The organism is Shimia sp. R9_2, from assembly GCF_017743735.1.
GTDB lineage: Bacteria > Pseudomonadota > Alphaproteobacteria > Rhodobacterales > Rhodobacteraceae > Shimia.
Genome location: NZ_JAGHRO010000004.1, coordinates 115,196 through 141,582, shown reverse-complemented (window position 1 = coordinate 141,582; position 26,387 = coordinate 115,196). Strand labels below are relative to the sequence as shown.

30 protein-coding genes and 1 tRNA gene are annotated in these 26,387 nt (G+C 57.5%); 13 read left to right on the top strand and 18 right to left on the bottom strand.

What is annotated here, in order from left to right:
- The first annotated feature begins 63 nt into the window (after nucleotides 1-63).
- From J7400_RS11640 to J7400_RS11610, 7 genes are all read left to right on the top strand, one after another.
- Nucleotides 64-1,203: a deoxyguanosinetriphosphate triphosphohydrolase gene (locus tag J7400_RS11640; protein ID WP_209063342.1), complete on the top strand. Its 1,140-nt coding sequence runs from the start codon at nucleotides 64-66 to the stop codon at nucleotides 1,201-1,203.
- 73 nt (nucleotides 1,204-1,276) lie between these two features.
- Nucleotides 1,277-3,022: an arginine--tRNA ligase gene (gene argS / locus J7400_RS11635; RefSeq protein WP_209063340.1), complete on the top strand. Its 1,746-nt coding sequence runs from the start codon at nucleotides 1,277-1,279 to the stop codon at nucleotides 3,020-3,022.
- 91 nt (nucleotides 3,023-3,113) lie between these two features.
- Nucleotides 3,114-4,148: an SPOR domain-containing protein gene (locus J7400_RS11630; RefSeq protein ID WP_209063338.1), complete on the top strand. Its 1,035-nt coding sequence runs from the start codon at nucleotides 3,114-3,116 to the stop codon at nucleotides 4,146-4,148.
- Nucleotides 4,145-5,128 (top strand): beta-N-acetylhexosaminidase, encoded by a 984-nt coding sequence (gene nagZ, locus J7400_RS11625; protein ID WP_209063336.1) that lies wholly within the window; start codon nucleotides 4,145-4,147, stop codon nucleotides 5,126-5,128. Before J7400_RS11630 ends, nagZ begins: the two co-directional genes overlap by 4 nt.
- Before the next feature lie 12 nt (nucleotides 5,129-5,140).
- Nucleotides 5,141-5,953, top strand: a complete 813-nt coding sequence (locus J7400_RS11620; RefSeq protein ID WP_209063334.1) for a ScpA family protein — start codon at nucleotides 5,141-5,143, stop codon at nucleotides 5,951-5,953.
- Nucleotides 5,946-6,656 (top strand): SMC-Scp complex subunit ScpB, encoded by a 711-nt coding sequence (gene scpB / locus J7400_RS11615; RefSeq protein ID WP_209063332.1) that lies wholly within the window; start codon nucleotides 5,946-5,948, stop codon nucleotides 6,654-6,656. The genes J7400_RS11620 and scpB overlap by 8 nt, the downstream gene beginning before the upstream one ends.
- An 87-nt stretch (nucleotides 6,657-6,743) precedes the next feature.
- Nucleotides 6,744-6,968 (top strand): hypothetical protein, encoded by a 225-nt coding sequence (locus J7400_RS11610; protein ID WP_209063330.1) that lies wholly within the window; start codon nucleotides 6,744-6,746, stop codon nucleotides 6,966-6,968.
- 21 nt (nucleotides 6,969-6,989) lie between these two features.
- Here the strand turns inward: J7400_RS11610 and J7400_RS11605 are convergent, their stop codons facing one another.
- The 8 genes from J7400_RS11605 to J7400_RS11570 form a co-directional block, all read right to left on the bottom strand.
- Nucleotides 6,990-8,066, bottom strand: a complete 1,077-nt coding sequence (locus J7400_RS11605) for a 2'-deoxycytidine 5'-triphosphate deaminase (RefSeq protein ID WP_209063328.1) — start codon at nucleotides 8,064-8,066, stop codon at nucleotides 6,990-6,992.
- Nucleotides 8,067-8,124: 58 nt separating this feature from the next.
- Nucleotides 8,125-8,201: transfer RNA gene (locus tag J7400_RS11600), tRNA-Pro, on the bottom strand.
- 72 nt (nucleotides 8,202-8,273) lie between these two features.
- On the bottom strand, nucleotides 8,274-9,578 hold the full coding sequence (locus J7400_RS21195; protein WP_247738767.1) for a MerR family transcriptional regulator: 1,305 nt from the start codon (nucleotides 9,576-9,578) through the stop codon (nucleotides 8,274-8,276).
- Nucleotides 9,579-9,593: 15 nt separating this feature from the next.
- Entirely contained in the window at nucleotides 9,594-9,896 is a 303-nt protein-coding gene (gene ihfA / locus J7400_RS11590) for an integration host factor subunit alpha (protein WP_209063326.1), read from the bottom strand.
- Between the two features lie 123 nt (nucleotides 9,897-10,019).
- Nucleotides 10,020-10,994 carry a beta-ketoacyl-ACP synthase III gene (locus J7400_RS11585; RefSeq protein ID WP_209063324.1) on the bottom strand — a complete coding sequence of 325 codons (975 nt, stop codon included), beginning with the start codon at nucleotides 10,992-10,994 and terminating at the stop codon, nucleotides 10,020-10,022.
- 23 nt (nucleotides 10,995-11,017) lie between these two features.
- A complete protein-coding gene (plsX, locus tag J7400_RS11580; RefSeq protein ID WP_209063322.1) occupies nucleotides 11,018-12,106 on the bottom strand; it encodes a phosphate acyltransferase PlsX in 1,089 nt (362 codons plus the stop codon).
- Nucleotides 12,107-12,126: 20 nt separating this feature from the next.
- Nucleotides 12,127-12,333 carry a 50S ribosomal protein L32 gene (rpmF, locus tag J7400_RS11575; protein ID WP_058311355.1) on the bottom strand — a complete coding sequence of 69 codons (207 nt, stop codon included), beginning with the start codon at nucleotides 12,331-12,333 and terminating at the stop codon, nucleotides 12,127-12,129.
- Between the two features lie 138 nt (nucleotides 12,334-12,471).
- The gene (locus tag J7400_RS11570; RefSeq protein WP_247738766.1) at nucleotides 12,472-13,032 is read right to left on the bottom strand and encodes a DUF177 domain-containing protein; all 561 of its coding nucleotides are present in this window, start codon (nucleotides 13,030-13,032) and stop codon (nucleotides 12,472-12,474) included.
- Nucleotides 13,033-13,142: 110 nt separating this feature from the next.
- Between J7400_RS11570 and bamE the strand changes: the two genes are divergently transcribed.
- The 3 genes from bamE to J7400_RS11555 all read left to right on the top strand — a co-directional run bounded on the left by bamE (nucleotide 13,143) and on the right by J7400_RS11555 (nucleotide 16,311).
- On the top strand, nucleotides 13,143-13,616 hold the full coding sequence (bamE, locus tag J7400_RS11565) for an outer membrane protein assembly factor BamE (protein WP_209063320.1): 474 nt from the start codon (nucleotides 13,143-13,145) through the stop codon (nucleotides 13,614-13,616).
- Nucleotides 13,617-13,710: 94 nt separating this feature from the next.
- Entirely contained in the window at nucleotides 13,711-14,439 is a 729-nt protein-coding gene (locus J7400_RS11560; protein ID WP_209063318.1) for a GNAT family N-acetyltransferase, read from the top strand.
- A 60-nt stretch (nucleotides 14,440-14,499) separates the two neighbouring features.
- Nucleotides 14,500-16,311: an ATP-binding cassette domain-containing protein gene (locus tag J7400_RS11555; protein WP_209063311.1), complete on the top strand. Its 1,812-nt coding sequence runs from the start codon at nucleotides 14,500-14,502 to the stop codon at nucleotides 16,309-16,311.
- Nucleotides 16,312-16,510: 199 nt separating this feature from the next.
- On the opposite strand, the gene J7400_RS11550 is transcribed toward J7400_RS11555, so the two are convergent.
- On the bottom strand, nucleotides 16,511-18,031 hold the full coding sequence (locus J7400_RS11550; protein ID WP_209063309.1) for a TIR domain-containing anti-phage reverse transcriptase: 1,521 nt from the start codon (nucleotides 18,029-18,031) through the stop codon (nucleotides 16,511-16,513).
- Nucleotides 18,032-18,303: 272 nt separating this feature from the next.
- Entirely contained in the window at nucleotides 18,304-19,320 is a 1,017-nt protein-coding gene (locus J7400_RS11545) for a ribose-phosphate pyrophosphokinase (protein WP_209063307.1), read from the bottom strand.
- Between the two features lie 107 nt (nucleotides 19,321-19,427).
- On the opposite strand from J7400_RS11545, the gene J7400_RS11540 reads away from it, so the two are divergent.
- Both J7400_RS11540 and J7400_RS11535 read left to right on the top strand, forming a co-directional pair.
- Complete coding sequence (locus J7400_RS11540) at nucleotides 19,428-20,027, top strand: 2-hydroxychromene-2-carboxylate isomerase (RefSeq protein WP_209063305.1); 600 nt, start codon at nucleotides 19,428-19,430, stop codon at nucleotides 20,025-20,027.
- Nucleotides 20,028-20,030: 3 nt separating this feature from the next.
- Nucleotides 20,031-20,843, top strand: coding sequence for an alpha/beta hydrolase (locus J7400_RS11535; RefSeq protein WP_209063303.1), 813 nt, complete (start codon nucleotides 20,031-20,033; stop codon nucleotides 20,841-20,843).
- A 73-nt stretch (nucleotides 20,844-20,916) separates the two neighbouring features.
- Here the strand turns inward: J7400_RS11535 and J7400_RS11530 are convergent, their stop codons facing one another.
- Entirely contained in the window at nucleotides 20,917-21,399 is a 483-nt protein-coding gene (locus J7400_RS11530; protein WP_209063301.1) for an ester cyclase, read from the bottom strand.
- 85 nt (nucleotides 21,400-21,484) lie between these two features.
- Here J7400_RS11530 and J7400_RS11525 point away from each other — a divergent pair, with 85 nt between their 5' ends.
- Nucleotides 21,485-21,844, top strand: a complete 360-nt coding sequence (locus J7400_RS11525; protein WP_209063299.1) for a helix-turn-helix domain-containing protein — start codon at nucleotides 21,485-21,487, stop codon at nucleotides 21,842-21,844.
- Between the two features lie 34 nt (nucleotides 21,845-21,878).
- Here the strand turns inward: J7400_RS11525 and J7400_RS11520 are convergent, their stop codons facing one another.
- The 7 genes from J7400_RS11520 to J7400_RS11490 all read right to left on the bottom strand — a co-directional run bounded on the left by J7400_RS11520 (nucleotide 21,879) and on the right by J7400_RS11490 (nucleotide 26,373).
- Complete coding sequence (locus J7400_RS11520) at nucleotides 21,879-22,511, bottom strand: Fic family protein (RefSeq protein ID WP_209063297.1); 633 nt, start codon at nucleotides 22,509-22,511, stop codon at nucleotides 21,879-21,881.
- The gene (locus J7400_RS11515; protein ID WP_209063295.1) at nucleotides 22,504-22,833 is read right to left on the bottom strand and encodes a hypothetical protein; all 330 of its coding nucleotides are present in this window, start codon (nucleotides 22,831-22,833) and stop codon (nucleotides 22,504-22,506) included. The genes J7400_RS11520 and J7400_RS11515 overlap by 8 nt, the downstream gene beginning before the upstream one ends.
- A gap of 157 nt (nucleotides 22,834-22,990) precedes the next feature.
- Nucleotides 22,991-23,611, bottom strand: a complete 621-nt coding sequence (locus J7400_RS11510; protein WP_209063294.1) for an RNA ligase family protein — start codon at nucleotides 23,609-23,611, stop codon at nucleotides 22,991-22,993.
- Between the two features lie 78 nt (nucleotides 23,612-23,689).
- A complete protein-coding gene (locus J7400_RS11505) occupies nucleotides 23,690-23,908 on the bottom strand; it encodes a DUF6500 family protein (RefSeq protein WP_209063291.1) in 219 nt (72 codons plus the stop codon).
- A gap of 7 nt (nucleotides 23,909-23,915) precedes the next feature.
- Complete coding sequence (locus J7400_RS11500; protein WP_209063289.1) at nucleotides 23,916-24,968, bottom strand: beta-eliminating lyase-related protein; 1,053 nt, start codon at nucleotides 24,966-24,968, stop codon at nucleotides 23,916-23,918.
- Nucleotides 24,968-25,444 carry a YcgN family cysteine cluster protein gene (locus J7400_RS11495; RefSeq protein WP_209063287.1) on the bottom strand — a complete coding sequence of 159 codons (477 nt, stop codon included), beginning with the start codon at nucleotides 25,442-25,444 and terminating at the stop codon, nucleotides 24,968-24,970. The genes J7400_RS11500 and J7400_RS11495 overlap by 1 nt, the downstream gene beginning before the upstream one ends.
- Nucleotides 25,441-26,373, bottom strand: a complete 933-nt coding sequence (locus J7400_RS11490; RefSeq protein ID WP_209063285.1) for a bifunctional riboflavin kinase/FAD synthetase — start codon at nucleotides 26,371-26,373, stop codon at nucleotides 25,441-25,443. The genes J7400_RS11495 and J7400_RS11490 overlap by 4 nt, the downstream gene beginning before the upstream one ends.
- Nucleotides 26,374-26,387: the final 14 nt, after the last annotated feature.

Genomic DNA, 26,387 nt, shown 5'->3' with positions numbered 1-26,387 from the left:
GGTTCAAAGCGGGCGCAAAACTCAATATAGAAAAGCCAAGGACAGGCTACAAGGACCACGCACATGTATGCGCCCTACGCCTCAGATCCGGCACATGCGCGGGGACGGCGCATTCCGGAGGAGGAGAGCAGCTTTCGATCATGCTTTCAGCGGGATCGGGACAGGATCATTCACGCCAGCGCCTTTCGGCGGCTCAAGCACAAAACGCAGGTGTTTGTGGAGCATGAAGGGGATTATTTCCGCACGCGGCTGACCCACTCTATTGAGGTCGCGCAGGTGGCGCGGACCATCGCAGGGGCTCTGGGCCTCAATCAGGAAATCACTGAGGCCATCGCTTTGGCCCATGATCTGGGGCACACCCCTTTTGGTCACACGGGTGAAGATGCGCTGGACGCGCTGATGCAGCCCTACGGCGGCTTTGATCACAACGCCCAAGCGGTGCGGATCGTGACCTCACTTGAGCGGCACTATGCGGATTTTGACGGGTTGAACCTGACTTGGGAAACCCTTGAAGGCATTGCCAAACACAATGGTCCTGTTGTTGGCGATCTGCCTTATGCTCTGGCTGATTACAACGCGGTGCATGATCTGGAGCTTCACACCCATGCGAGTGCAGAGGCACAGGTGGCGGCCTTGGCCGATGATGTGGCGTACAACAATCACGACTTGCATGATGGCCTGCGCGCTGGGCTCTTCACCGAGGAAGAAATCTGCGCGCTGCCGATTGTCGGGGATGCTTTTGCAGATGTGGACAGGAGCTATCCCGGTCTTGAAGCGATCCGCCGGCGGCATGAGGCGTTGCGCCGTGTGTTTGGCGTGATGGTGAGCGATGTGATTGCAACCTCGCGCGCGGCGCTTGAGGAGGTGGGGGCGCAATCCGTGGAGGAGTTGCGGGGATGCGGAAGGCCGGTGGTGCAATTCTCCAGCGCATTGTGGGCAGACCTCAAAGAAATCCGCGCCTTCCTGTTTAGCCGCATGTATCGGGCCCCTTCTGTTGTGAAAATGCGCAAAGAAGTGACAATTGTGGTGGAGGAGCTATTTCCGCTGTTCCTCAAGCAACCTGATTTGCTGCCTGCACGTTGGCATGATGATCTGCGACGATGTGGTGATGAAACCGCTGTGGCGCGCATGGTGTCGGACTATATTTCCGGTATGACCGACCGCTATGCATTGCAGCAGCACGCGCGCCTAATTGGCAAGTGACGTTGACGTGACAGCCTGTGGTGATAAACCCACCGCAATCTGACAAGACCAAAGACATGTATAGGACGGTCTGATGAACCTGTTTTCCGAGATCCGCGCGCTGGTGATTGACGCGCTGGAAGCGATGCAAGCCGAGGGCGCACTGCCTGAAGGGCTGGACTTTAAAAACGTGGCCGTTGAGCCACCGCGCGATGCGCTGCATGGCGATATGGCCACCAACGCAGCGATGGTGCTGGCCAAACCTGCCAAAATGAAACCGCGCGACATCGCCGACACGCTCGCGGGTAAGCTGGCGGAAGATGCACGTGTCGACGTGGCGGAAGTTGCCGGCCCTGGCTTTTTGAACCTGCGCCTTGCACCAGTTCTTTGGCAGAATGTTGTGAAAGCCGCGCTGGAAGGCGGCAATGACTTTGGCCGCTCCACCATGGGTGCGGGCAAGAAGGTCAACGTAGAGTATGTCTCTGCAAACCCGACAGGGCCACTGCACGTGGGGCACACCCGCGGCGCGGTCTTTGGTGACGCACTTGCGAGCCTTCTGGATTTTGTCGGCTTTGACGTCACGCGCGAATATTACATCAACGACGGCGGCGCGCAGGTCGATGTGCTCGCGCGCTCTGTGTACCTGCGCTATCAGGAAGCGCACGGGCAAGAGGTGGCGTTTGAAGATGGAACCTATCCCGGTGACTATCTGATCCCGGTTGGTGAAGCGCTGAAAGAAAGGGTGGGCGACGCCTATCTCGACAAAGGCGAAGACGTTTGGCTTGCCGAAATCCGTGAGTATGCCACGGAAGCCATGATGGATTTGATCCGCGCTGACCTGAAGGCGCTGGGCGTGACCATGGATGAGTTTTACTCAGAAAAATCCCTGTATGGCACCGGCCGGATTGAGAGCGCTTTGGCGGAGCTTGAGGGCAAAGGCCTGATCTATGAAGGTGTGCTGGAGCCACCAAAGGGCAAAAAACCCGAAGACTGGGAGCCACGTGAGCAGACCCTGTTCCGCTCCACCGACCATGGCGACGATGTCGACCGTCCGGTGAAGAAATCGGACGGCAGCTGGACCTATTTCGCGCCCGATATCGCCTATCACTATGACAAGGTCACCCGTGGCTTTGACGCGTTGATCGATGTCTTTGGCGCGGACCATGGCGGCTATGTCAAGCGCATGAAGGCTGCGGTTTCGGCTCTGTCGGACGGCAATGTACCTCTCGATATCAAGTTGACCCAGCTGGTGAAGCTCTTCAAAAACGGTGAGCCGTTCAAGATGTCCAAGCGCGCAGGGACGTTCATCACCCTGCGCGACGTTGTGGATCAGGTTGGGCCTGATGTGACGCGTTTTGTTATGCTGACCCGCAAGAACGATGCGCCGCTGGACTTTGACTTTGATAAGGTGCTGGAGCAGTCCAAGGACAATCCGGTGTTCTATGTGCAATACGCACACGCACGGGTGTGTTCGGTTCTGAAGAATGCCGCATCTGCCGGCATTACAGCAGACGATGCCACGCTTGCTGGCGCAGATCTGAGCAAGCTCAGCCATGATGCAGAGATTGGTGTGGCCAAAAAGATTGCCGAATGGCCGCGTCTGGTAGAGATTGCAGGGCGCACAAATGAGCCGCACCGCATTGCCTTCTATCTCTATGAATTGGCTGGAGAACTCCACGCGCTCTACTACAAAGGCAATGAGGATACCTCGCTGCGTTTCGTGCAAGAGGGCGATGCGGCCACAAGCCAAGCAAAAATTGCACTGGCACGTGCCGTGGCCGTTGTTATTTCCGCCGGTCTTGGTATTCTTGGCGTAACTCCGGCGCAAGAGATGCGCTGAAACTGCACGTTCGTCGGGGTTGAGGACTAGGCAAGACGACCCCGGCGACACCGTATCGCTTACGAGAGCGCGCGCGGGCAGTGAGGCGAAAATGGCAGAAATTCCAATGGGTGCGCCTGGCGCGCCCAACGGCGACTCCCCGAATGCGGCCCTTTTGGTCAACCGCGCGGGTATGTTTGTTTCGGCAGCGCTTGTGCTTGGCACCTGCGTCTGGGGCTACCAAATTCTTTCACGGGATGTGAGCGGCGTGCCTGTGGTGCGCGCGCTGGAAGGACCGATGCGTATTCAGCCCGAGGATCCGGGCGGACGACAGGCGGGTCATCAGGGTTTGATGGTCAATGAGGTTGCGGCTGATGGCGGCGCGGCTGGTCCCGCCGATCAGGTGATTGTTGCGCCCCCGCCGATTGCATTGACCGAAAGAGACCGGGTGGTGTCTGGTGCTGCCAATGCGGCTGCGCCCGCCACAGAGCAACCGGTCACGCGTGTGTCACCGCCAGCGGTGGAAACGGACACGCTGACGCTCACTGATACCACTCCAATCGTCGCCCCTGCGGCTTTGGACGTGAGCAAACCTTTGTCGGTTGAAGAGCTTGCTGCACAGCTCTCTGCCGGAGCAACACCTTTGAGCGGCACTGAAGCGGCCGGGGCAGAGGCACAGGCCATCCCTGCGTCGCTGAATGTGATCGAAGCCGAGAACGAGATCGCGCCAGAAACCGAGACGCCCAAACCCGAGATCCAAGGGGGTATCAAGCGCTCCTTGCGGCCCGTGTTGCGTCCAGCAGGCTTGTCAGCCTCTCCGCGACAACAGCAGATTGCCGCGATTGATGCCGCTGTGGGCAGCGTGCTGAAATCTATCGACCCGGAAGATATTCCTGCGGGGACACGTCTGGTCCAACTTGGTGCTTATGAAACTGCAGAAATTGCGAGCGCTGAATGGGCCCGCCTTCAGAGCCGTTTTGAGCCGTATCTGGGTGGCAAGACCCGCGTGATCCAGAAAGCCAGCAGCGGAGGCCGCGTTTTTTACCGGCTGCGCGCCATGGGTTTTGAAAACGTTAGTGATGCACGTCGTCTGTGTTCCGCTCTGAAAGCTGAGAACGCGGACTGTATTCCGGTGACCACCCGGTGAGCCGGTTTGGTGCGGTCATTTCCGGCTGTGAAGGGCTGCGCGTAACGGCGGAGGAGAAAGCGCTCTTTCGCGAGACGCGGCCTTTTGGCTTTATTCTGTTTGCGCGTAATATCGACACTGCGGATCAAGTGCGGGCGCTGTGTGATGATCTACGCGCCTGTGTCGATCATGATGCGCCGATCACCATTGATCAGGAGGGCGGGCGCGTGCAGCGCATTCGTGCGCCTATGGCAACGGAATGGCTGCCGCCTTTGGAGCAAGTGGCACAGGTCGGTGAGAATGCGGCCCGTGCGATGTATCTGCGCTACCGCATGATTGCGCATGAACTGCGGGGCCTTGGTATTGATAGCAACTGCGCCCCCATGTTGGATGTCGCACGCCCCGAAACCCATAAATTCCTGCAGAACCGCTGTTATGGCGATGACAGCGCGAAAGTTGCTGAGATCGGACGCGCGGTTGCCGATGGCTTGCTGGATGGCGGTGTCTTGCCGGTGATCAAACATATGCCGGGCCATGGCCGCGCCTTTGTGGACAGCCACTTGGACCTTCCCCGCGTGACAGCTCCGCGCAAAGAGCTTGAGGCCGATTTCGCCCCCTTTCGGGCGCTGAATGACCTGCCGATGGGCATGACAGCGCATATCGTGTTTGATGCGGTTGATGATGCCCCTGCAACCACCTCTGCCAAGGCAATGCAGATGATCCGTGAGGACATCGGCTTTGGTGGTCTGATCATGACCGATGACATCGGCATGGAAGCCTTGAGCGGCACGGTCACCGCGCGGTCTATTGCTTCGCTGGCGGCTGGCTGTGACGCGGTTCTACACTGTAACGGCAGCTTTGCGGATCGACAGGCCGTTGCAGAAGCTTGCGGAGAGATGAGTGATGCGGCGCAGGCGCGGGCCGAGGCCGTTCTGGCGATCAAGCGCGTGCCACAACCTGTTGACATTGAAGCGCTTGCCGAGGAACTTAAAGCGTTCTGAACGGGCAAGTGAATGGCCGACACTGACATCGAAGACACCGGACCCGATGACACGGGGGAGATGACTGTCGCTGAGCGTATGGCGGCTGAGGCTCTGATTGTGGATGTCGATGGTTTTGAAGGGCCATTGGACCTTTTGTTGACGCTGTCGCGCACGCAGAAGGTGGATCTGCGCAAGATCTCTATTCTGGAGCTGGCGCAGCAATATCTTGATTTTGTGGAGCGGGCCAAGCGTTTGCGGTTGGAGCTCGCCGCAGATTATCTGGTGATGGCGGCCTGGCTCGCCTTTCTGAAGTCGCGGTTGCTGCTTCCCCCTGATCCCACGGAAGAGGGCCCTTCGGGCGAAGAACTCGCCGCGCACCTGGCGTTTCAGCTGGAACGCCTGCAAGCGATGCGTGATGCGGCGGCCAAGCTCATGGCGCGTGACAGATTGGGCCGGGACTTCTTTGCGCGCGGCATTCCAGAGAGCGTGGAGCGCGTGCGCAAAGTGACATTCACGGCCACGCTGCTTGATCTCATGCAGGGATATGCGCGGCTTAAGACCAAAGATGAATTCCGCCCATTTGTGATGGATCGCGAATCCGTCTTTACGATGGAAGAAGCTCTGGAGCGGATGCGCGGGTTGATCGGCTTTGCTGGCGCTTGGACGGATATTCTGAGCTACTTGCCAACTGGGTGGGAGAACGATCCGAAGAAACGGCGTTCGGCCACGGCAGCGACATTTGCGGCCTCTTTGGAGCTGGCCAAGGAGGGTAAGGTGTTTATCCGGCAAAGCGAGACCTTTGCGCCCATAGAAGTGCGCAGGAGAGACGACAGGGATGACTGAGACCGACAACGCCGCCAATATTGATGCCGGGGCAGAGGCTGCACACGCAGAGCGGCCCGCGCAGGAGGAAAGCCTGTTTGAGGCGCCGCCCATTGCGGAGCAGGAGCGCATGTGTGAAGCGATCCTCTTTGCCAGCACAGAGCCTGTGAGCGTCAAGGAAATGAACGATCGCATGCCGCATGGTTGTGATGCGGCGGAGGCGGTGGTGCACCTGCGCAAGCGCTATGAGGGGCGCGGCGTGCGTGTGGTCAAGGTGGGCGACGCTTGGGCCATGCGGACCGCTCCTGATCTGAGCTTTTTGCTGCAAAAAGAAACCGTTGAGACGCGCAAACTGTCTCGCGCAGCGATCGAAACACTTGCCATTATCGCCTACCATCAGCCGGTGACCCGTGCCGAGATCGAAGAGATCCGGGGCGTGAGCGTGAGCCGGGGCACGGTCGATCAGTTGCTGGAAATGGAGTGGATCCGTTTGGGGCGTCGTAAGATGACACCGGGACGTCCGGTGACGTTTGTGGTGACGCCTGAGTTTCTGGATCATTTTGGCCTCTCCAGTGCGCGCGATCTGCCTGGGTTGAAAGAACTGCGTGCCGCGGGGCTTTTGGAGAACCGTCCGCCGCCGGGCACCATTCCGCTGGGTGTATCCACAGGTGACGATGAGGACGAAGAGGCCGTCACAGGGCAATCCGAACTCTTTGAGGATTAAACACAATCCCGACAACAGGGAGCGCGGGCCTTAAATTCGGCGCAATCTTGGTATACATTCCGCATGAGGCAGCAGGGAGCGCGCAAAATGAACGCGAACCAACTTATCAATATGGTCATCCGTCAGGTTGTGCGGCGGCTGGTGAATGGCGGGATCAACGCAGGCTTTGACGCCATGTCCAAATCGCGTGGCAAGTCCCAGAAACATGCGCGCGCGGATGGTGACGAAGGGCACGGGCCACAGGTGAACCCTCAAGGGAACAAACAGGCGAAACAAGCCATGCGCGCGATGCGCCGGCTGAACCGCTTCTAAGTCCCAATGGCAGCGTCTGTGTTACGCTGCCTTAAAATGTTTACTGAGTTTCAGGCCTTGACCCTGATAGTTGGACGCAATGCCAGCGCCATATAGCTGTTCTGGCACGTCCGCCATACGCTCATAGACCAAGCGCCCGACCACTTGGCCGTGTTCCAGCACAAAGGGGGCCTCGTGGCAGCGTACTTCCAACACGCCCCGTGACCCTGTTCCGCCAGCTTCAGCGTGGCCAAAGCCCGGATCAAAGAAGCCCGCGTAGTGCACGCGGAATTCACCCACCATTGCCAGGAACGGAGCCATCTCCGCGGCATAAGCGGGCGGGATATGCACGGCTTCACGGCTCACCAGAATGTAGAACGCGCCGGGATCGAGAATGATCTTTCCGTCAGAGCTGTGCAGCTCTTCCCAATATTCGGACGGGTCGTAATGCCCAATATTTTCCAGATCAATCACGCCGGTGTGCGGCTTGGCACGATAGCCAACAAGGGTGCCGTCTGCGGGTTTGAGATCGACAGAAAAACCAAGCCCGTCGTCAATTACAGCCTCGCCGTCCACCAGCGGGCTGCGCTCATGCAAGACACGCAGATCGACGTCGCTTAGCAGGCTTTGTCCAGCTCGGAAGCGGATCTGGTTGAGGCGCATTCCGGGGCGGACAAGCACCGAAAAGCTGCGCGGGCAGATCTCTGCATAAAGCGGGCCGTTGTAACCGGCAGCGATGCGGTCAAACTCTGTGCCGCCATCCGTGATGGTGCGGGTCAACAAGTCCAGTCGGCCGGTTGAGCTTTTGGCATTGGCAACAGCTTGAACAACTTCGGGGAGGTTGAGTGCTTCCATCAGGGGAACGACATAAACGCAGCCCTTTTCCAACACCGCGCCATCTGAGAGGTCGATACGGTGCATCTCAAATTCGCTGAGGCGTTCGGCCACCGTGCGGCCCTGTCCGGCCAAGAATGACGCGCGGACGCGGTGGGCAACATTGCCAAGACGCAGATCAAGCGATGCAGGTTGGACCTGGCCTTCAACAACCGGTTCTGACACGCGAATTTCGCCGTTTGTCAGCATGGTTTCAATGGTTTGGCTGGGCAATACGCCGGTCATAATGGTCCTTCCGGATATACAAAACGCCCGGGCCTTGCGGCACACGGGCGGTTTTGAATGGTCGGGCTAGCAGGACTCGAACCTGCGACCTTCCGTCCCCCAGACGGACGCGCTACCAGGCTGCGCCATAGCCCGACGATGGGCTGTTCATAACGGAATTGCGGGCGGGAGCAAGTCAAAAATTGCAACTTTTCGCACCCTTCCGGATTAGCTTGCTTTGGCGTGCAATGCCTCAAGGCGCGCTAAAAGCTCAGCGGCGCGGCTTTGATTTTCTGGAGCCACACGCACCTGTTTGGTGATCACGGAAAGGAAGGCATCTTGGCTTTCCTCCTGTTCTATTGTCATGCCGGTTGTTTCTGCCTCGACAGGCTGGCCTTCCTCGGCACTTACGGGCTGAACTGCGTCTACTGAAGGCATATCTTCAGGCGTCGCAGGTGCTGTCTGTTCAGGTGCGGAAGGCTCATTCTCGACAGACGCTTCAACAGCCTGAGCTGTGTCCGAAGCAACCGGAGCAGCCTCTTCCGGCGAGAAGGCGGCAGGGGCAGTCGTTTCTGGCGCTTCGCTAACTGCCGGTTCAAACGCCGGTTCCGGCATGTCGGTCGGGCTTGTTTCAAGCGTGAACTCACCAGCGCTATCCGCCTCTGTCAACGCAGGCGTTTCATCGATCTCAGGAGTGAAATCAGAATCAAGCGTGTCCTCGACAGTGAAATCCGCTTCTACATCCGTTGGCGCAGAGGAGTCTGTCGTAGGCTCATGCGTTTCGGTCTCTAAGACAGAGTCGAGCTCTTGTTTTGCCGATGCAGCGTCCAAAGACGCAAAGAGATCGCCAATGGTGGCGGTGTCCGCGCCACCTATTGTGTTGTTGGCAGCTGGGGCTGAGGCCGACGTGTCGTCGCTGGCACTTGGCATTGGCTCAAAGCTCATCTCCGCGTCAGCGGTGTCCGTTCCGACCGTGTTTGGAAGCTCTTCTGGCTCAAAGAGAGGCGGGGTTTCCAGATCATCGGTGCCTGCAGCCACAGGAGCAGCGATCGGATCTTGCGAAATCTCTTGGCCTTCTGTTTCAGAAGCTTCTGGCAGCGGCGCTTCTTCGAGCTCTTCTTGGGGCTCAAAGGCTGGCGCTTCGGCTGTTTCAGATGGGGTAAACTCCATCTCAGGAGATGGCGCGACCTCCGTCTCAGTCGCCACCGGTTCCGGCGTCGCTTCGATTTCTGCCTTAGCAGGGGACTTGCTGGGCTCGTCGATGGGCTGAGACAGCGAAGAAACGTGTTTGACACCCATTTCGCGAATGAGCTTCTGCGCGTCTTTGATGGGCATGCCATCTTCGTGCAAAAGCTTTTTGATACCGCCCAGCAACTCCATATCCTGCGGTCGATAATAGCGTCGACCACCGGCACGTTTGACAGGTTTCACCTGCGAGAATTTGCTTTCCCAGAACCGAAGAACATGGGTTTGGACATCAAGCCAATCGGCCACTTCGCTGATTGTGCGAAAGGCCTCCCGGGATTTCGCCATGGGATGTAACTCGCTTTATTTCTTATTGCCTGCCGCGACGCGGTCTTTCATCAGGTGAGACGGGCGGAAGGTCAGCACGCGACGCGGGTTGATCGGCACTTCCTCACCGGTTTTGGGGTTGCGGCCAACGCGGGCGGCCTTGTCGCGGACGCTGAAGGTGCCGAACGAAGAGATCTTCACCTGTTCGCCGCGGACCAGTGCATCGGACATATGTGCCAGAACACTCTCTACGAGTTGCGCGGAATCATTTCGGGAAAGGCCCACTTCGCGAAACACGGCTTCGCTCAGGTCCATCCGGGTCAATGTCTTTCCAGTCATGCAGTCCCCCCTGTGAATAACGCTCTCAAAAAACATAGAGGCATGGGAATTTATAAGTCAATGATTTGGGCTGTGCCAGCCCCGTTTAACTTTGATGCGCACCAAAGGCTTAGGCGGCAATGCTTACCAACGAAGCGCCACCGATCCCCAAGCCAAACCACCGCCAATAGCTTCGGTTACGAGCAGGTCGCCGGGTTTGATTTTGCCGTCGGCAACACCAACGGAAAGCGCAAGCGGAATGGAGGCTGCAGACGTGTTGCCATGGTCCTGAACGGTGACAATCACGCGCTCCATCGGGATGCCGAGCTTTTTTGCGGTGCCTTGAATGATCCGGATATTGGCTTGATGCGGCACGATCCAGGCGACGTCATCATGGCCCAGATTGATCTTGTCGAGCGCGGTTTGTGCCGTAAAGGCAAGCTTCTCGACCGCCTGACGGAAGAGCGCGTTGCCCTGCATGCGCAGTTTTCCGGAGTCACCAGAGGTGGAGACCCCGCCGTCGACAAACAGCATATCGCGATAGCGGCCATCAGAATTTAGGTCAGCGCTCAGAATGCCGCGATCAGAGGAGGTGCCTTCGCCTTCTTGCGCTTCGAGAATAAGTGCGCCTGCGCCGTCCCCAAAAAGCACGCAAGTGGCGCGGTCTGTCCAATCCATGATCCGGCTGAAAGTTTCGGCACCGATCACCATCACACGTTTGGCCTGGCCAGAAACGATCAGCGCATTGGCGTTTGTCAGCGCATAGACAAATCCGGCGCAAACCGCCTGAACGTCAAACCCAAAGCCGCGGGTCATGCCAATTTTCTGCTGCACCATGGTGGCAACAGATGGAAATGTCAGATCCGGTGTCGAGGTGGCCACAACAATCGCGTCAAGGTCATCGGCCTCAAGTCCGGCATTTTGCAGTGCGGCTTTAGCTGCGAGGCTGCCAAGATCAGAGGTGGTTTGATCATCTGCGGCAAAATGGCGGCGCTCAATGCCTGAGCGCGTGCGAATCCATTCGTCGGTCGTATCGAGGGTTTTTTCAAACTCGGCGTTTGGAACGACCCGTTCGGGCAAGTAGTGGCCTATACCCAAAACCACGGCGCGTGTCGTCATCTGTGAGCCTTGCTATATTATAGTTATTCGCTTGAGTTCTCGGCATCTTGCGGCAGGGAAACCGCAGATGCAACCCGCGCGGCGAGCTTTTCAGAGAAGCCTGATTGCGCAAGTTTGAACGCCAGCTTTACCGCGGAAGAAACACCGGTGGCATCAGAGGAGCCATGTGATTTCACGACGGTTCCGTTGAGGCCAAGGAAAACACCTCCGTTCACGCGACGCGGGTCGATGCGTTTGTTGAGGCGGTTCAGGGAAGTGTAGGCCATCAGAGCCGCGAGACGCGACAGGGGCGAATACTTGAACGCCTCACGCAAACGGGCGCCAATCAGCCCCGCGGTGCCTTCGCCAGTTTTAAGCGCCACATTGCCTGTGAAGCCATCTGTGACAATCACGTCAGCCTTATCTGCCGGGATGTCATTGCCTTCTACAAAGCCGACAAAATCATAGTTCGCGATCTCAGCGTTGCGCGCGATCAGGTCGTGCGCGAGCTTGAGCTCGTTGCGACCCTTGTGTTCTTCGGTGCCGACATTCAGCAGGCCAACACGGGGGCGTTGCAGCTCCATGCCGTTGCGCGCGTAAGAAGCTCCCATCAGGGCATATTGCAGCAGGTCGTGTTCATCCGCGCTGATATCCGCACCAGCGTCGAGCATAATGTTGAAGCCTTGGGGCGCGCGGGACGGCCAAAGTATGGCGATGGCCGGACGGTCCACCCCGAGAATTTTACGCAGGCGGACAACGGAGAGCATCATAAGTGCGCCGGTGTTGCCGCAGCTGACCACGGCATCGGCTTCGCCGGAGCGCACCGATTCGATGGCGGACCACATGGAGGTGGATTTCCCGCGCCGGATCACGTCGCGCGGCTTGTCTTCCATTGCAACCGCACCGGAGACATCGCGAATCTCCACGCGCCCTTCGAGATTGCGTTTGCGCGCAACCAAAGGTTTCAGCTCGGCTTCAGGGCCGTGCAGAATGAAAGCAATATCTGGGTTTTTGTTCGCAGACAGCGAAATGCCGGCAACAACAGCTGCCGGCCCGCGATCGCCACCCATGGCGTCAACTGAGATCACCGTGCGCCCGCCAACGGGGTTTGCTGATGTAGTCAAACCGGCCATGAGGACGCAGATCCTGTTGTCTATGCTGCGTCTTCGTCCAGATCGACGTCTTCAACCATCGCAACGACTTCACGGTCGTCGTAGTGGCCGCAGGATGCGCACACGTGGTGAGGGCGCTTCAGCTCGCCGCAGTTTGGGCATTCGTTAGGGTTCGCTGCAACCAGGGCGTCGTGTGCACGGCGGTTGTTGCGGCGCGATTTAGATACTTTGTTCTGCTGGACAGCCATGTCGCAACCTTTGATTTACTGGGGCAAGTTGCCCGTTTTCCTGAGCGTCCTGAGCCTCTACGCAATAAGCGCGCCCGAGTCCAACGCTAAATTCCAATGAGCGCGCGAAAATACTGCGATTTTCCCACAACGCAAGCCCTATTCGTCGTCTTTTGCCGACAGTTGGTCCCGCAGGGCCGCCAAGCCAGCAAAGGGGCGCGCATCTTCGTCTGTCATCGCCTTTTTTCCGGCTTCGGTAAAGACGGCATCTTGCAGTTCTGCGCCGGCAGCGCGCGGAAATTGCGGGACATTCAGCGCCAAGGCTTCCTGCATGACCGCAAAGACATCTATGGCGCTGCCAAGCGGTTCGGCGTCTTCGTCCTCAGGCATCTCAACTTCTTCGTCTTCAGCAACCAATTCGGGCATCTGGACTAGGAAGCGGCGTTCGATCTCTTCATCTATTCGTGAAGTCACCGGATCCAGAGACACTACGCAGGGCTGAACGACAGTTGCACCAAGGTCGGCCACAAGCTCCCAGTCGTTTTCGCCAAAGGCATGGATCTCGCCTTTAAAGACCAGCTTTTTGAGCCCTATCAGATCAAGCTCTTTGGCAATGGCCTCAAGTGTTTGCGGATCGGGGCGCAGCTCGAACGGCGTGGCGCGATTTTGCGGGAGGTCCGCCACACGAAATGTGGTGGAAGAGGGCACGGTTTGTGACATGGTTTCTGACTTTGGTCTGGAGTGATCCAACGCGCTTACATTCTTGAACCGCGCGCATTCCTTCTATAAGCGAGATAAAAGGCAAGGCGAGCCAACACAAGAGGACAAAGATGAACACGCGCAAGACGATGATCAAAGTGACGGTCATGGGGGCGGTGATTTTGTCTCTGGCCTCCTGTGCGACGCGATACAGAAATCACGGCTATGTGCCTTCTGATGAAGAGCTGGCTTCGATCACGCTGGGTGTGGATACCCGCGATTCCATCGCAGAGACCTTTGGCCCGCCTTCTGCCTCCGGTGTTTTGAACGACAGCGGCTATCTCTATGTGCGCAGCCGTGTAAAGCACTTTGGCCCGCGCCGGCCTGAAGTGGTGGATCGCCAGATCGTCGCCATCGGTTTTGACGGCAACGGAATCGCGCGCAACATAGAGCAATACGCTTTAGAAGACGGTCAGGTCGTGCCGCTGTCACGCCGGATCACCGACAATAACATCCAGTCCGGTGGTCTGTTGCGACAGCTGGGGACAAACCTCGGAAACTTCTCGCCAATTGGCGCGCCGGCTCCGGGTTCGGGTGACTTCTAAGCCGTTGAGACAAAACCGCCGGGCGTATGTCATTTGGCTGTCACCGGCGGTCTGCTAAACACATCGCATTCGGGACCAGCCCATAGGCAAGAAGATGCTGCAACAAGGCCGTTATCAGGTACGGATCGCCGTAGGCGAAAAGGATTTGCAGGCGGCGCAGCGGCTGAGGCATCTGGCGTTTCACGGAACTGCCGATGCTCTGGATTGCGACGATTTTGATCCAATCTGCACACACTACTTGATTGAGGAGTGCGCGAGCAGGCGTTTGGTCTGTGTTTTCAGGATGTTGCCGCTCACCGATGGGGCCGATATCGGGCAGAGTTATGCCGCGCAGTATTATGAGCTGAGCGCCCTGCAAGAATATCAAGGCCGCATGGTAGAAATGGGGCGGTTCTGTATGCACCCTGAGGTGCATGACCCTGATGTGCTGCGCCTCGCTTGGGCGGCGATGACTGCCTATGTCGATGAAAACAGTGTTGAACTTCTCTTTGGTTGTGCGTCTTTCTCAGGTACGGATGCCAACAATTACCTCGACAGCTTCGCCATGCTCAGGGACCGGCATCTTGCCCCCAAAAGGTGGCTTCCCAAGGTCAAGGCACCCAGCGTGTTTCGATTTGCCGCGCGATTGCGCCACAGGCCGAATCTCAAGCTCGCCCAGCGGCACATGCCACCCATGTTGCGCAGCTATCTGATGATGGGGGGCTGGGTCAGCGATCATGCGGTTGTGGATGAAAAAATGAATACGCTCCATGTGTTTACCGGCGTTGAGATCAAGGCGATTCCGCCGGCGCGCAAACGGTTGCTGCGGGCGCTGACGGCATAATTTCGAACTCGGTTTGGTGAAGGTTGACGGGGTTTCATTTGCGGGCTAGGCGCTTTTGTCATGGCACGTATACCTCTTTTGCAGATGAGCGATATCTCCCTGACCTTTGGCGGAGATCCGGTTTTTGATCAGCTGAGCCTTGTGGTGCAGCCCGGAGATCGGGTGGCACTGGTCGGGCGCAACGGGTCGGGCAAATCCACCTTGATGAAGGTGATGGCCGGGCTGGTTGAAGCGGACCGCGGAGAGATCGTTGTGCCGCTAGGCATCAGCGTGGGCTACATGGAGCAAGACCCTGATATGAAAGGGTTTGCGACGCTTGGGGATTTCGCTTCGGCAAGTCTTGATCCGGGGGAGATGTACAAGGTTGAGCGGGCCGGTGAAGGTCTCAAGTTTGATCCGGCGCGCGCGGTCGAAACTGCCTCTGGCGGGGAGCGGCGGCGGGCGGCTTTGGCGCGACTGATGGCTGAGGCCCCGGAGTTGATGCTGTTGGACGAGCCGACAAACCACCTTGATATCGAGGCGATTGCCTGGCTTGAGGCGGAGCTGAAGGCGACGCGCGCGGGCTATGTTCTGATCAGCCACGACCGCGCGTTTCTGCGTGCTCTGACCCGTGCAACCCTTTGGATTGACAGGGGAATGGTGCGACGTCAGGAGAAAGGCTTTGAGGCGTTTGAGGCTTGGCGCGACAAGGTTTGGGAAGAAGAAGACATCCAGCGCCACAAAATGGATCGCAAGATCAAAGCCGAGGCGCGTTGGGCGGTGGAAGGCATCAGTGCGCGGCGTAAACGCAATCAGGGCCGTGTGCGGGCGCTGAAGGATCTGCGGGCAGAGCGTGCCTCGATGATCTCGCGGCAGGGCTCTGCGGCGATGGAGCTGTCGGCGGCACCAAAGTCTGGAAAAAAGGTGATTGATGCCAAGGGCTTGTCCAAAGGATTTGGCGACAAAGCCATTGTGTCGGACTTCTCTCTGACGGTGCAGCGCGGGGATCGGGTGGCCTTTGTGGGGCCCAATGGCGTGGGCAAAACCACGCTGATCAAGATGCTGATGGGGGAGCTGGAACCGGATGCCGGGACGGTGACTTTGGGCACCAATCTGCTGCCTGCGGTGTTTGATCAGGCGCGCGCGAAATTGGACCCTGAAATGACCCTCTGGGACAGTCTCACGGGCGACCCTGAGATGCGGGTTTCGGGAAAGGCGGATCAGGTGATGGTGCGCGGTAACCCCAAGCATGTTGTTGGATACCTTAAAGAATTTCTGTTTGATGACCGCCAGGCCAGAGCGCCGGTGCGGTCTCTTTCCGGCGGTGAGAAGGCGCGGTTGCTACTCGCAAAACTGATGGCCAAAGAGAGCAATCTTCTGGTCATGGACGAGCCGACAAATGACCTTGATGTGGAGACCTTGGATCTTCTGCAGGAGCTGCTGGATGACTATGACGGCACCGTGCTTTTGGTCAGCCACGACCGGGATTTTCTGGACCGCGTGGCCACCACAACCATCGCCATGGAAGGCAATGGCCGGGCTGTAACCTATGCCGGGGGCTGGTCGGATTACCGAGCGCAGCGGCAGGAAGATGCGCCGAAAAAGGCTGAGAAAACAAAAGCTAAAGCGGAGAAGGTGAAGCAGGAAAAAGCGCCCGCAGCAGGGCTGAGCTTTACCGAAAAGCACCGCCTTGAGGCGCTGCCAGGGATCATGGAACGGCTGGAAGCGGAGATCGCGAAGCTGGAAGAATTCATGGCAGATCCGGAGCTTTTCACCAAAGAACCGGTGAAATTCCAGAAGGCGACAGAGGCGCTGGTGGAGCGTCAAACGGCGCTTGCGGAGGCCGAGGAAGAGTGGCTGACGCTTGAGGAAAAGGCCGAACGCAACACCTGAATCGCACGTCGGTATCGCGTCTGTATTGCGTCGTTATCGCGGAGGTTTGCGATTCTTGAATATGTTGCTTTGGGACGGTGGGGTAGGGAATTGGTAAAGGGAGTGTTGCTAGAGCTCCAATTCCCTGACTTTTGTGTGCGTTTAAATCTCGTCTGTGTACATTGCTTTTGTGCCTCGCTTTATGCTTTGGCAGAGCATTTTAAACGCTGGACTTTTCCATTTCGATCAAGGCAACAAGTTCGTCCGAAATTTCGGAAATAAAGGCGGCTTCATCTGCCGGATCTCTTGGCCACGTTTTATAAAGCGTGTCGTTGAGCAGCGGGTACTTACTATCAACATCAAAGTCTGGCGACTTGATTGGAAGAATTCGGCGCTTGCGCGTCATGTTCATCTGAATAGCAGAGTTTAGCTCTCTATTTGTCCATCCTTTTTTTGAAAAAGTTTCGGTCAAAAACGGGATGAAAAAGGTGGACTTGAGCAATCCATGATTCACTTTCTCAACGATAGAATCGCCCCATTTGATTGTGCTCTCATCGAAGAAAACTGACACCTTTCGTTCTTCCAACTCGGCTTGGAGTCTTCTTACTCTTTCTTTGTCTTCGCTTGCGTGAGAAAGAAAGACGTCAAATTCTTTGCTCATATCTGCCAATTCTTCTATCCATTTAATTTCTGTTAATCCTGCCTCGTGAGCTTGCAGGCAGAGCTTCGCCAATACAGGGTCAGAGGGGCCGCGAACTTGTCGAATGTGCGCGAGCCACCCGACGAGGTGGTTCTTTAGTTGAGCTTCATTACCGTCGACCCAAACTTTTGCGGCCTCGCTAAATCCGACTTTCTTTACGGAGTGTATTTTCATTCGAAGCTTTGCGATGTCTGTTCTACGGACATTGACCCGCTTGTTTACCACTAAGCCAGTTACTTCCTGGCGGTTATTGGGCATCATCAGACGTGTTTTAGACGCGTTTATGAAAAAACCGGAACTTCGAACGGCGTTTTTGAGACCGTCTCCAAGTATGACGTCTCTGCCATCGGGGTTATCGTGAAAATTTTTCACAACCAAGGTTGGGATCACCTTCTTGGAGGAAGATAAAGATATGTCGTCGGAGTAGCGAGTGTACTTTAACTGATGGCTTTTCGCGATCTCCAATATCTTTTTGTCCAGAGATTTGGCGATGATATTGGCGAGTCTTGGAGATGTACTGGCTCCTTGGGGCAGAGAACCTTTGTAGGTACATATTCTTGCCAAAATTGTCGCAACTCTTTCATTGAAACCGAAGAGCGTTGACAAAAACAGTCCACGGACTCTCGGGAACGAAATCGAAGGGAAAAAGTCTTTCAGGTCAATGTTGAGTATCCATCGTTGTGCCTTGTGATATCTTGCGTTCTCGACGAACGAAGTTTTTTTCACAAAAGCCTTAACGTATGAGCCGGGGTTATAGACGTGATCAAGGATCGTAGAGAGGCGATCCTGTGCTAGGGCCAGACCTTTTACGGGCTTAGAAATTTGGCGGTATCCACCAGTCTTTTTTGGGATTTCAAAGTCTCGGTAGTATCGGCCGTCATCAGTGTGCTTTAACACATGAAAGAATTTTTTAGGGTCTAAGCCAAGGGCAAGTGCGACATCTCTTACGGAATGTGCTGCACGTAGTTGGATGAGCCTAAAATCGGTATGAAAGACAATAGAAGCCTTCACTTGGCTCGACCCTCGCTCTTTACTTTTCATCGGTGACTCTCACATTGCACAGGAGTCAACCAACTGTGTACTGACTTTACAATAAGCAGCCGTGGATTCTACAGCCCCAAGTAGAGGGTCGAGCACTCTGTTTCTACTAAATGCATTTCCATTAGAAGTGAAGAGCTAGCTAAAAAAATGATGGTGCGACGAGTACAATAGGAGGCCCCGAATTTGGAGTTCCGTTCTATTCAATTTGCCCAATAGAGAAAGCCCCGACCTTCCAGTCGGGGCTTTCTCTATTCTAGCATTTTCGTCTCAAATCAGGCCTTAAACAGACCTTCATAGGCAGGCTCCAGAGTCTCGGTCTCAAAGAGCGAGCTCACCGAGGTGCCTGCGGCGGTGTTCATGATGGCTTGGGCGAACATCGGTGCGGTGGGTACGATGCGGATGTTGCTGGCGCCGAGCACGGCTTCGGTGGGCTCGATGCTGTCGGTGATCACCAGAGATTTCATCACGGAGTTGGTGATGCGCTCGATCGCGGGGCCGGACAGAACACCGTGGGAGATGTAGCTGTGGACCTCGGTGGCGCCGTGCTCCATCAGCACTTCGGCGGCTTTGCAGAGCGTGCCTGCGGTGTCGCAGATGTCGTCCACGATGATACATTTCTTGCCTTCGACATTGCCGATCACGGTCATCTCGGCAACTTCGCCCGGCTTCTCGCGGCGCTTGTCCACGATGGCGAGCGGGGCGTTGATGCGCTTGGCCAGCTCACGGGCGCGGGCCACACCGCCCACGTCAGGGGAGATGATCATCACGTCAGAGAGCGTGTCTTTGAACTGGGATTTGATGTCGAGCGCAAAGATCGGGGAGGCGTAGAGGTTGTCCACCGGGATGTCAAAGAAGCCCTGAATCTGCGCGGCGTGCAGATCCATGGTGAGCACGCGCTCGATGCCCGCTTCGACCATCATGTTGGCCACAAGCTTGGCGGTGATCGGGGTGCGTGCCTTGGTGCGGCGGTCCTGACGGGCGTAACCGAAGTAAGGGATCACTGCGGTGATGCGGGCCGCGGAGGAGCGGCGCAGCGCATCGGCCATGATCAGGAGTTCCATCAGGTTGTCGTTGGCCGGGTTGGACGTAGACTGGATGATGAACATGTCTTCGCCGCGCACGTTGTCGTAGACCTCGACAAAGATTTCGGCGTCGTTGAAACGCTCAACGCGGGCGTTGACCAGATCGGTGGAGACCCCACGGTGCATGGACATGCGGCGGGCAATGGATTTGGCCAAAGGTTTGTTGGCGTTGCCCGTGATCAGTTTGGGTTCAAGAATGGTGGCCATAGCGCGGTAATCCCCAGGTGGCTTTGGTGACAGATTCGTGACATTGCACTCCGCTTAACATGGCCCTAACGTCTCGCAAAGCGATGCAGATGGATAGAGGGGCGCAAATGGCCACGATCACCTATTATTTCTCGACAATTTCTCCTTATACCTATTTGGCGGGCACCCGTCTGGAAGAGGTTGCGGCCAAACACGGGGCGGAAATTGTCTATAAGCCGCTGGATATTATGGCGCTGTTTGCGCGCACCGGGGGCACTGCGCCCAAGGATCGGCACGCCAGCCGTCAGGAGTACCGCGCGCAGGAGCTGGTGCGTCAGGGCAAGAAGCTGGGCATGGATTTCAACCTCAAGCCCGCGCATTGGCCAACCAATATGGCGCCGTCCTCTTATGCGTTCATCGCGGCGCAGAATGCCGGTGGCGGTGATTTGGGCGCGCTGGCGCATGGCTTCACCCGGGCCTGCTGGGCGGAGGAGAAAGACATCGCAAAGGATGACGTGATCCGCGATTGTCTGAGCGCGGCAGGCTTTGATCCGGCGCTGGCGGACAGCGGCATGCTGATCGGGGCTGAGACCTATGCGCGCAATCTGGAAGAGGCGGTTGAGGCCGGAGCCTTTGGCGCGCCGTTCTACATCACCGACGATGGTGCGCGGTTCTGGGGGCAGGACCGGATTGAGGAGCTTGATATGCATCTGGCCGGTAAGCTCTGACAAATGGCACTGGACGGGAAAGCAGAGGCCGCAGATCACGGCCTCTATTGGCGTGTGCTGGGGCAGGGGCCGAGGAAAGCGCTGGCGCTGCATTGCAACCTTGGGCATTCCGGCGCGTTTCGCGGTATTGCCGAGGTACTGGGGGATGTGCTGACGCTTGAGGCTCCGGATATGCCCGGGCACGGGCGCAGTGTGGCCTACCGCGAGGAGATCCCGGCCGGGCAATGGATGCTGGATGCGATCCTTGATCAGATCACCGAGCCGGTGGATGTGATCGGGCACAGCTATGGCGGGCTGCTGGGCCTGCGGCTGGCGCTTTTGCGCCCGGATCTGGTACGCTCGCTGTCGCTTTATGAGCCGGTGACCATGCTGGGCGCGCAGGCCGAGGCTCCTGAGGCGGTGGCTGAGAACTATGCCCATATGGAGCGGGTCATTGCACTTTATGAGGCCGGGGACTCAGAGGGCGCGGTGCGGCTGTTTGTGGAGGAATGGGGCGATGGACGCCCCTGGGCGGCCCTGCCGGAGGCCACGCGCGCGCAGTTTGCCGGGCTGATGTCCTTTGTGGTCGCCAGTCAGCTTGATGTGCTGCATGACGTGGGCGATATCATGCCGCGCCTTGGGCAGATCGAGGTGCCGGTTGTGGTGATGGACGGTGCGCTGTCGCCGGCGATTATGAAACCGGCCTGCGATTATGTCGCGGCGCAAGTGCAGAACGGGCGGCGAGCGACTGTTGCTGGCGCGGGGCATATGGGGGCGATTACCCATGCGGCGGAAGTTGCGGCTGAGGTGCGGCGGACGGTGGAGGCCGCTGGCTGACACAAGGGCCCGTTTGAAAGGAAACACCCGCAGTGCCGAGGCGTTGCGGGTGTTTTTGTTTGGCGGGTGTGGATCAATGGCCCAATGCGCCGATCTGTGCCAGCACCGCGATCCAGTCTTCGAGGTGATAGGTGTGGGTAACCATGCCCTCGTCGTTGAAGTGGTGTACGTCGATTGCTTTGGCGGTGAAGGATTTGCCGGTTGCAGCGTGGCCCATGAAGTCGCCCGCGTGGGTGCCGGAGAAGGTGGAGCGCGCCACGATCACATTGCCTTCTTCGACCAGTTCTTCGACTTTCCACTCAAAATCAGAGAAAGAGGCGGCGATCACCGGAATGAAATCTTTCAGACCCTGGCGACCCGCACCTTGGCCAGGGTTGGCGTCATAGGTGACCCAATCTTCGATTAGCACTTTGTCCAGAGCGTCCAGATCGCCTTCGGAAAAGGCGGCGTAGAAGTTCATCAGGTTTTTCTTGTTTTGAGACATGTCGTCAGCTCCTGCAGTTGTAGAAAAGAGCGCCAGTGTGAGTGCGGCGATGAAAGAGGACAGCAGTTTCATGAAGCGATTCCCGTGTTTGTTGCTTGCTGGTTTTAGGTGTCAATTGTATACCAAGGCGCAAGAACGCACTTTTAGGAGCTTAGGTATGGTCAGAGTAACCGTGCTGGAGAAGAAAGATGCAGAGAATTGTCCCATACGGGATGTGCTTGATCGGGTGGGGGATAAGTGGTCGATCCTGATTTTCTGTGTTCTGGAGGATGGCGATAAACGCTTTAATGAGATCAAGCGCGTGCTTGGCGACATCACGCAGCGCGTTTTGACGAGCACACTTCGCAAACTTGAGACAGAGGGATATCTTACGCGTGAAGTGTTCCCGACATCGCCACCGAAAGTGAGTTACGGGCTGACCGAGCGAGGGCGGACCTTGCTAGAGTTGATGAAGCCGGTGATCGAATGGGCCAGCAGCGCGCATCCGGACATCAGGGCAGATCGCGCGCAGGCATGATCCTTGGAGGCGGGGCTCCTGTGTCCCTGGCCGCTCAGGAAATCGCGCTCAGATACATGCGTCGGAAGACCTGGGCCGTTGGGGTCCAGTCGCCGGTCATGGCGGCGTCACATGCGGCGCCATAGCCGTCATCTGGCCGGGGCCTGAGCCGGACGAAGGGTGGCAGGCCATAACGCATGGCGATGAACCCGCTCCAGATCCGTGCGGTGCGGCCGTTGCCATTTGCAAAGGGATGAATGCGCACCCATTCGGCATGCACCCAAGCGCAGAGCTCGAGAACGGCGTTAAGCAGGTCGCCTGTGTTGGGCGCATCGCCCTGGGGAATGAGCGCGTCCAGTGCCGTAGTGGCGCTTTGAATGCGCTCTTCAAAGCGCGCCAGCTCCTCACTCACCAAAAAGGCCGGTGTTCCCCTGTGACCGCCAATGCCGACCTCACAGTGCGTCAGCCCAGTCTCGCCTCGAAAACGTCCGGAGAGCGCCTCTGCTGTAACCGAGAGTTGTGAGAGAACCACGTCAGGGACAGTGAGGCCCTCCAGAGTTCTGGCATGCCAATCTCTGGCCATTTGCAGGGTCGGCTGCTTGCGCGCAAAGGCGGCATCGCGTGATGCGCGGTAGGCATGTTTCAGGTTTTTAGTCAGTTGGTCGCTGTCAGCGTCCCAATCAGGCACTGAGCAGTCCGCGCACAAGGGACGTGGCCTCTTGCGGCTCATCCGTCAGGAGTTCCCCTTGGGCGGGGTCCTCCTCGGTGGAACGTTCGGCGGCGACCACCGCTTCGATGGCCTGTTCAAAATCCGGGTCGGCGGTGCGGTACTGGCGCAACTGCGCAAGGGAGGCCTCAAGCTCAGCCTCCAAGGCGTGGGATTCCTTTGTGACAAACTGGTCCAGCGCCTGCACGATGAGCTTATTGACCGTCATCTTCCGCAGCTCTGCCAGTTTGGCGAGATGGGCCTTGAGGTTCGGATCAACACGCAGAGACATTTGTACAGACATGGGGATGCTCCTATCAGGAATGAATTCAAAATAGTATTTTGATGTCATTTTGTCAAGATGGGGTCACTTTTGGCACTTTTAGAGCGGGCGATCGGCTGCTGAGAAAAGCAAACGGATGAGCCGCTTAGGAACGTCTAGGTAGATAATTTGAGAGAAATTAGTTCTTCAAGCTGTTCGGAACCAACTCTGTTTTGGTCCAATGAACTTCACTTTGGACATGCCCCGCCCTGACGTATTTGCCGATGTGTGTTGGCATTTGGCTTTCTAGAAATGCGTTGGCGGAACGAACCACAAACCCTTCTTGCGTATTCTGGTCTAGGTTTCGGGCAATCTCTTCAAATAGACCGTCATAAAAAGCACCGCGATAAAGCGTTTTAACAGGGGCGATGCCTAAGTCCGAGAACCGGCTAAGCGTTTCGCTCCAGCTTTGAATTTCGTTATCAACAATGAGCGCAAACCCTAGAAAGTAAGATGGTAGTTCCGTGTAGGCGATAGAGTGCCTTGCATACAGGTTCTCGCCAACGATGCGTTCGTTTGGTGCCAAATTGAATGAGATCCCTGCGGCAAAAGCTTGCAGCCAATCGCGCGAAGGGTGGTACTTGCTGTCTGGGCTTCGTGCATGGGTGCCATTGCGATGGATTGTCGTGTTTTCGCCATCCATCTTTTCGGTGATCACGAGATCTGAGACCTGCAAGTGCTCTATCGACGACATGATTTTGTCGTCACTGGTCGCACCGGGCGAAATAGGTAGATGATAGGTGCGACCGTACTTTTTCATAGGTTTGACATATCAAATCACATGGCCTGATGCGATGGTCTTTCTATCTCCGGTTTCTATCGTCTGATTTGATGTGCACTAGGCACCAGAAAGGATCAAGTCGCGCACCTTCACGGCTTTCTCGAAGTGGTCGAGTTCATGCGTTTTGATCCACCAGGTGGCAGCTTCCATCAGGAGGTCCAGATCGTCGTTTTTGTTTGCGAAAAACGCATAAAAAGACAGCCCAACGGTTTCGCCTTTCTTGGCGATCTTGTCGTTGCAGATGGTGACGGCTTTGGCGCGCAGGCTGTCTCTCATGAGCGGCTTACCCAGCCGCCAAATCCAAGAACTTGTGGATCTGGTCCTGCTCAATCGACCAGTCGCAGACAAACCGTGCAGGCAGCATTTCGGTGTCGTCTTCGCCTTCCAGCTCGCCGCCCCACAGGTGATAGACTGCGCCTGCGTCAAAGAGGCGTTTGTGGGTGGCGCGGGGGAGGTAGACAAACAGCATGTTGGCTTGCGGCGGGTGCATGAATTCGACGCCCTCGATCTGGCGCAGGCCACCTGCGAGATGGGCCGCGCTGGCGTTGGCTTTGGTGGCGGCGGTGATCCAGGCGTCGTCTTTCAGATAGCCGAGCATCTGGGCCGACAGGTAGCGGTGTTTGGAGAAGAGGTGTCCGCCGCGTTTGCGGCGCAGCTCAAATTCGCGGGCGTGTTTGGGATCAAAGAAGATCACCGCCTCAACGCCCATGCAGCCATTTTTGGTGCCGCCAAAACTGACCGCATCCACACCGGCCTTCCAGGTCATCTCGGCAGGGGTGCAGCCCAGAGCCACCATGGCGTTGGCAAAACGTGCGCCATCCAGATGCACAGGGCAGTCAAAGGATTTGGCCACGTCACAAAGCGCCTTGAGCTCGGCCAGCGTGTAGACCGTGCCACGCTCTGTCACCTGCGTGATGGAGACCGGGCCGCGCTGGGGGCCATGCACGCCACGGGTCTCTTCGCCCTCGATGGCGGCGCGCAAGCTGTCTGGGGTCATCTTGTCGACATCCTTGGGGCTGGCCATGGTGAGCTTGGCCCCGCCGGTGTAGAATTCCGGCGCGTTGCATTCGTCCTCATGGATGTGGGCGACATGGGAGCAGAAGATGGTTTCCCAAGGTTTGCAAAGGGTTGCCAGCGCCAGTGAATTTGCCGTGGTGCCGGTGGAGACCAGATAGACCGCCGCCTCAGGGGCCTCAAAAACCTTGCGGATCGTCTCGACGACCTCTGCCATTTCCGCATCCGCCCCATAACCCATGGCGTAGCCTTCGTTGGCTGCGGTCAGCGCGGAGAGGACTTCGGGAAGGGCGGGGCCGGAGTTGTCGGAGGCAAAGTGCATCAGAGAGGTTCCTCGATTATATGGTCTTCCCACTGCTCCAGCGGGGTTTCAAATTCGGAGACGGTTTTGAGCTGCACCGACACGCCAGCGTCATGCACCGTGTCGGCGGTGCCGGAGATCAGCGGGTGCCAGTCATAGAGCGGTTTGCCTTCCCAGAGCAGGCGGTAGGCGCAGGTCTGGGGCAGCCAATAGGCGTGCTCGTGGATGTTCTTGGGCGTCATCACGATGCATTCGGGCACAAACTGATGACGGATGTCATATTGGGTGCAGCGGCAGGTCTCATCGTCCAGCAGACGGCAGGCGACACAGGTGAGGGCGACCTCTCCGGTGTCCTCATCCTCAAGCTTGTTGAGGCAACATTTGCCGCAGCCGTCACAAAGCGCTTCCCACTCACGGTCGTTGAGTTTGGTAAGCGGCTTTTTTTCCCAGAAACGTTTGGCGAGCCCTTGGCGTGCTATGGGATCTTGGGTGCTCATAAGGCGCAGAGGATCTCCCGGGCTTGGTCGCAGTCTTTGCCCATCTGCGCAATCAGGGCGTCAAGGCCGTCAAATTTCAGCTCCGGGCGGAGATAGTCGACCAGCCCCACGGAAAGCGTGTGGCCATAGAGGTCGCCTGAGAAATCAAAAAGGAAGGTTTCGATATTGGCTTTGTTTTCGCCAAACATTGGGCGGGTGCCAATCGAGGAGGCGCCAAAGTAGCTGCCCTGATGGGGGCCATCGCGCACATCCACCAGCACGGCGTAGACGCCGTATTTGGGTTGGTGCAGATCATCGATGGACATATTGGCGGTGGGAAAGCCCAGATCGCGGCCCCGTTGTTCGCCACCAATCACCGGCCCGTCGATACGGTGCCAATGGCCCAGCATGGCGGCCGCATCACGGGGGCGGCCGTCGCTCAATGCGGCGCGGATGGAGGTGGAGGAGACCTGACCGTCACCGCCCTGCACCAGAGGCGCAATGGTCACGCCAAAGCCCATCTTTTTGCCAAAGGCGGCGAGGTCTTCTGCGGTGCCTGCGCGGCCCTTTCCAAAGCAGAAGTCGGCCCCGACAACCACATGGGCGAGGCCAAGGCCGTCGGCGATCACTTCACGGGCGAAGGCCTCGGGGGTGAGGCTGGACAGAGCGGCGTTGAACGGCAGCTCATAAAGTCTTTCCACGCCAAGCTTTTCCAGCCTGTGGGCGCGGGTCTCCGCAGAGGTGAGGCGGAAGGTGGGCGCATGGGGCGCAAAATATTCGCGCGGATGGGGCTCAAAGGTCATGATGCCCAGCGGGGCATCCGGCGCGGCGTTGCGCGCCAGGTCGATGACCGCCTGATGGCCCAGATGCACCCCGTCAAAATTGCCAATCGCGACGCTGGCGCCGCGATGCTCGGAGGAGAGGAATTGGTAGTCGCGAATAATTTGCATGCGGCAGGGTTAGC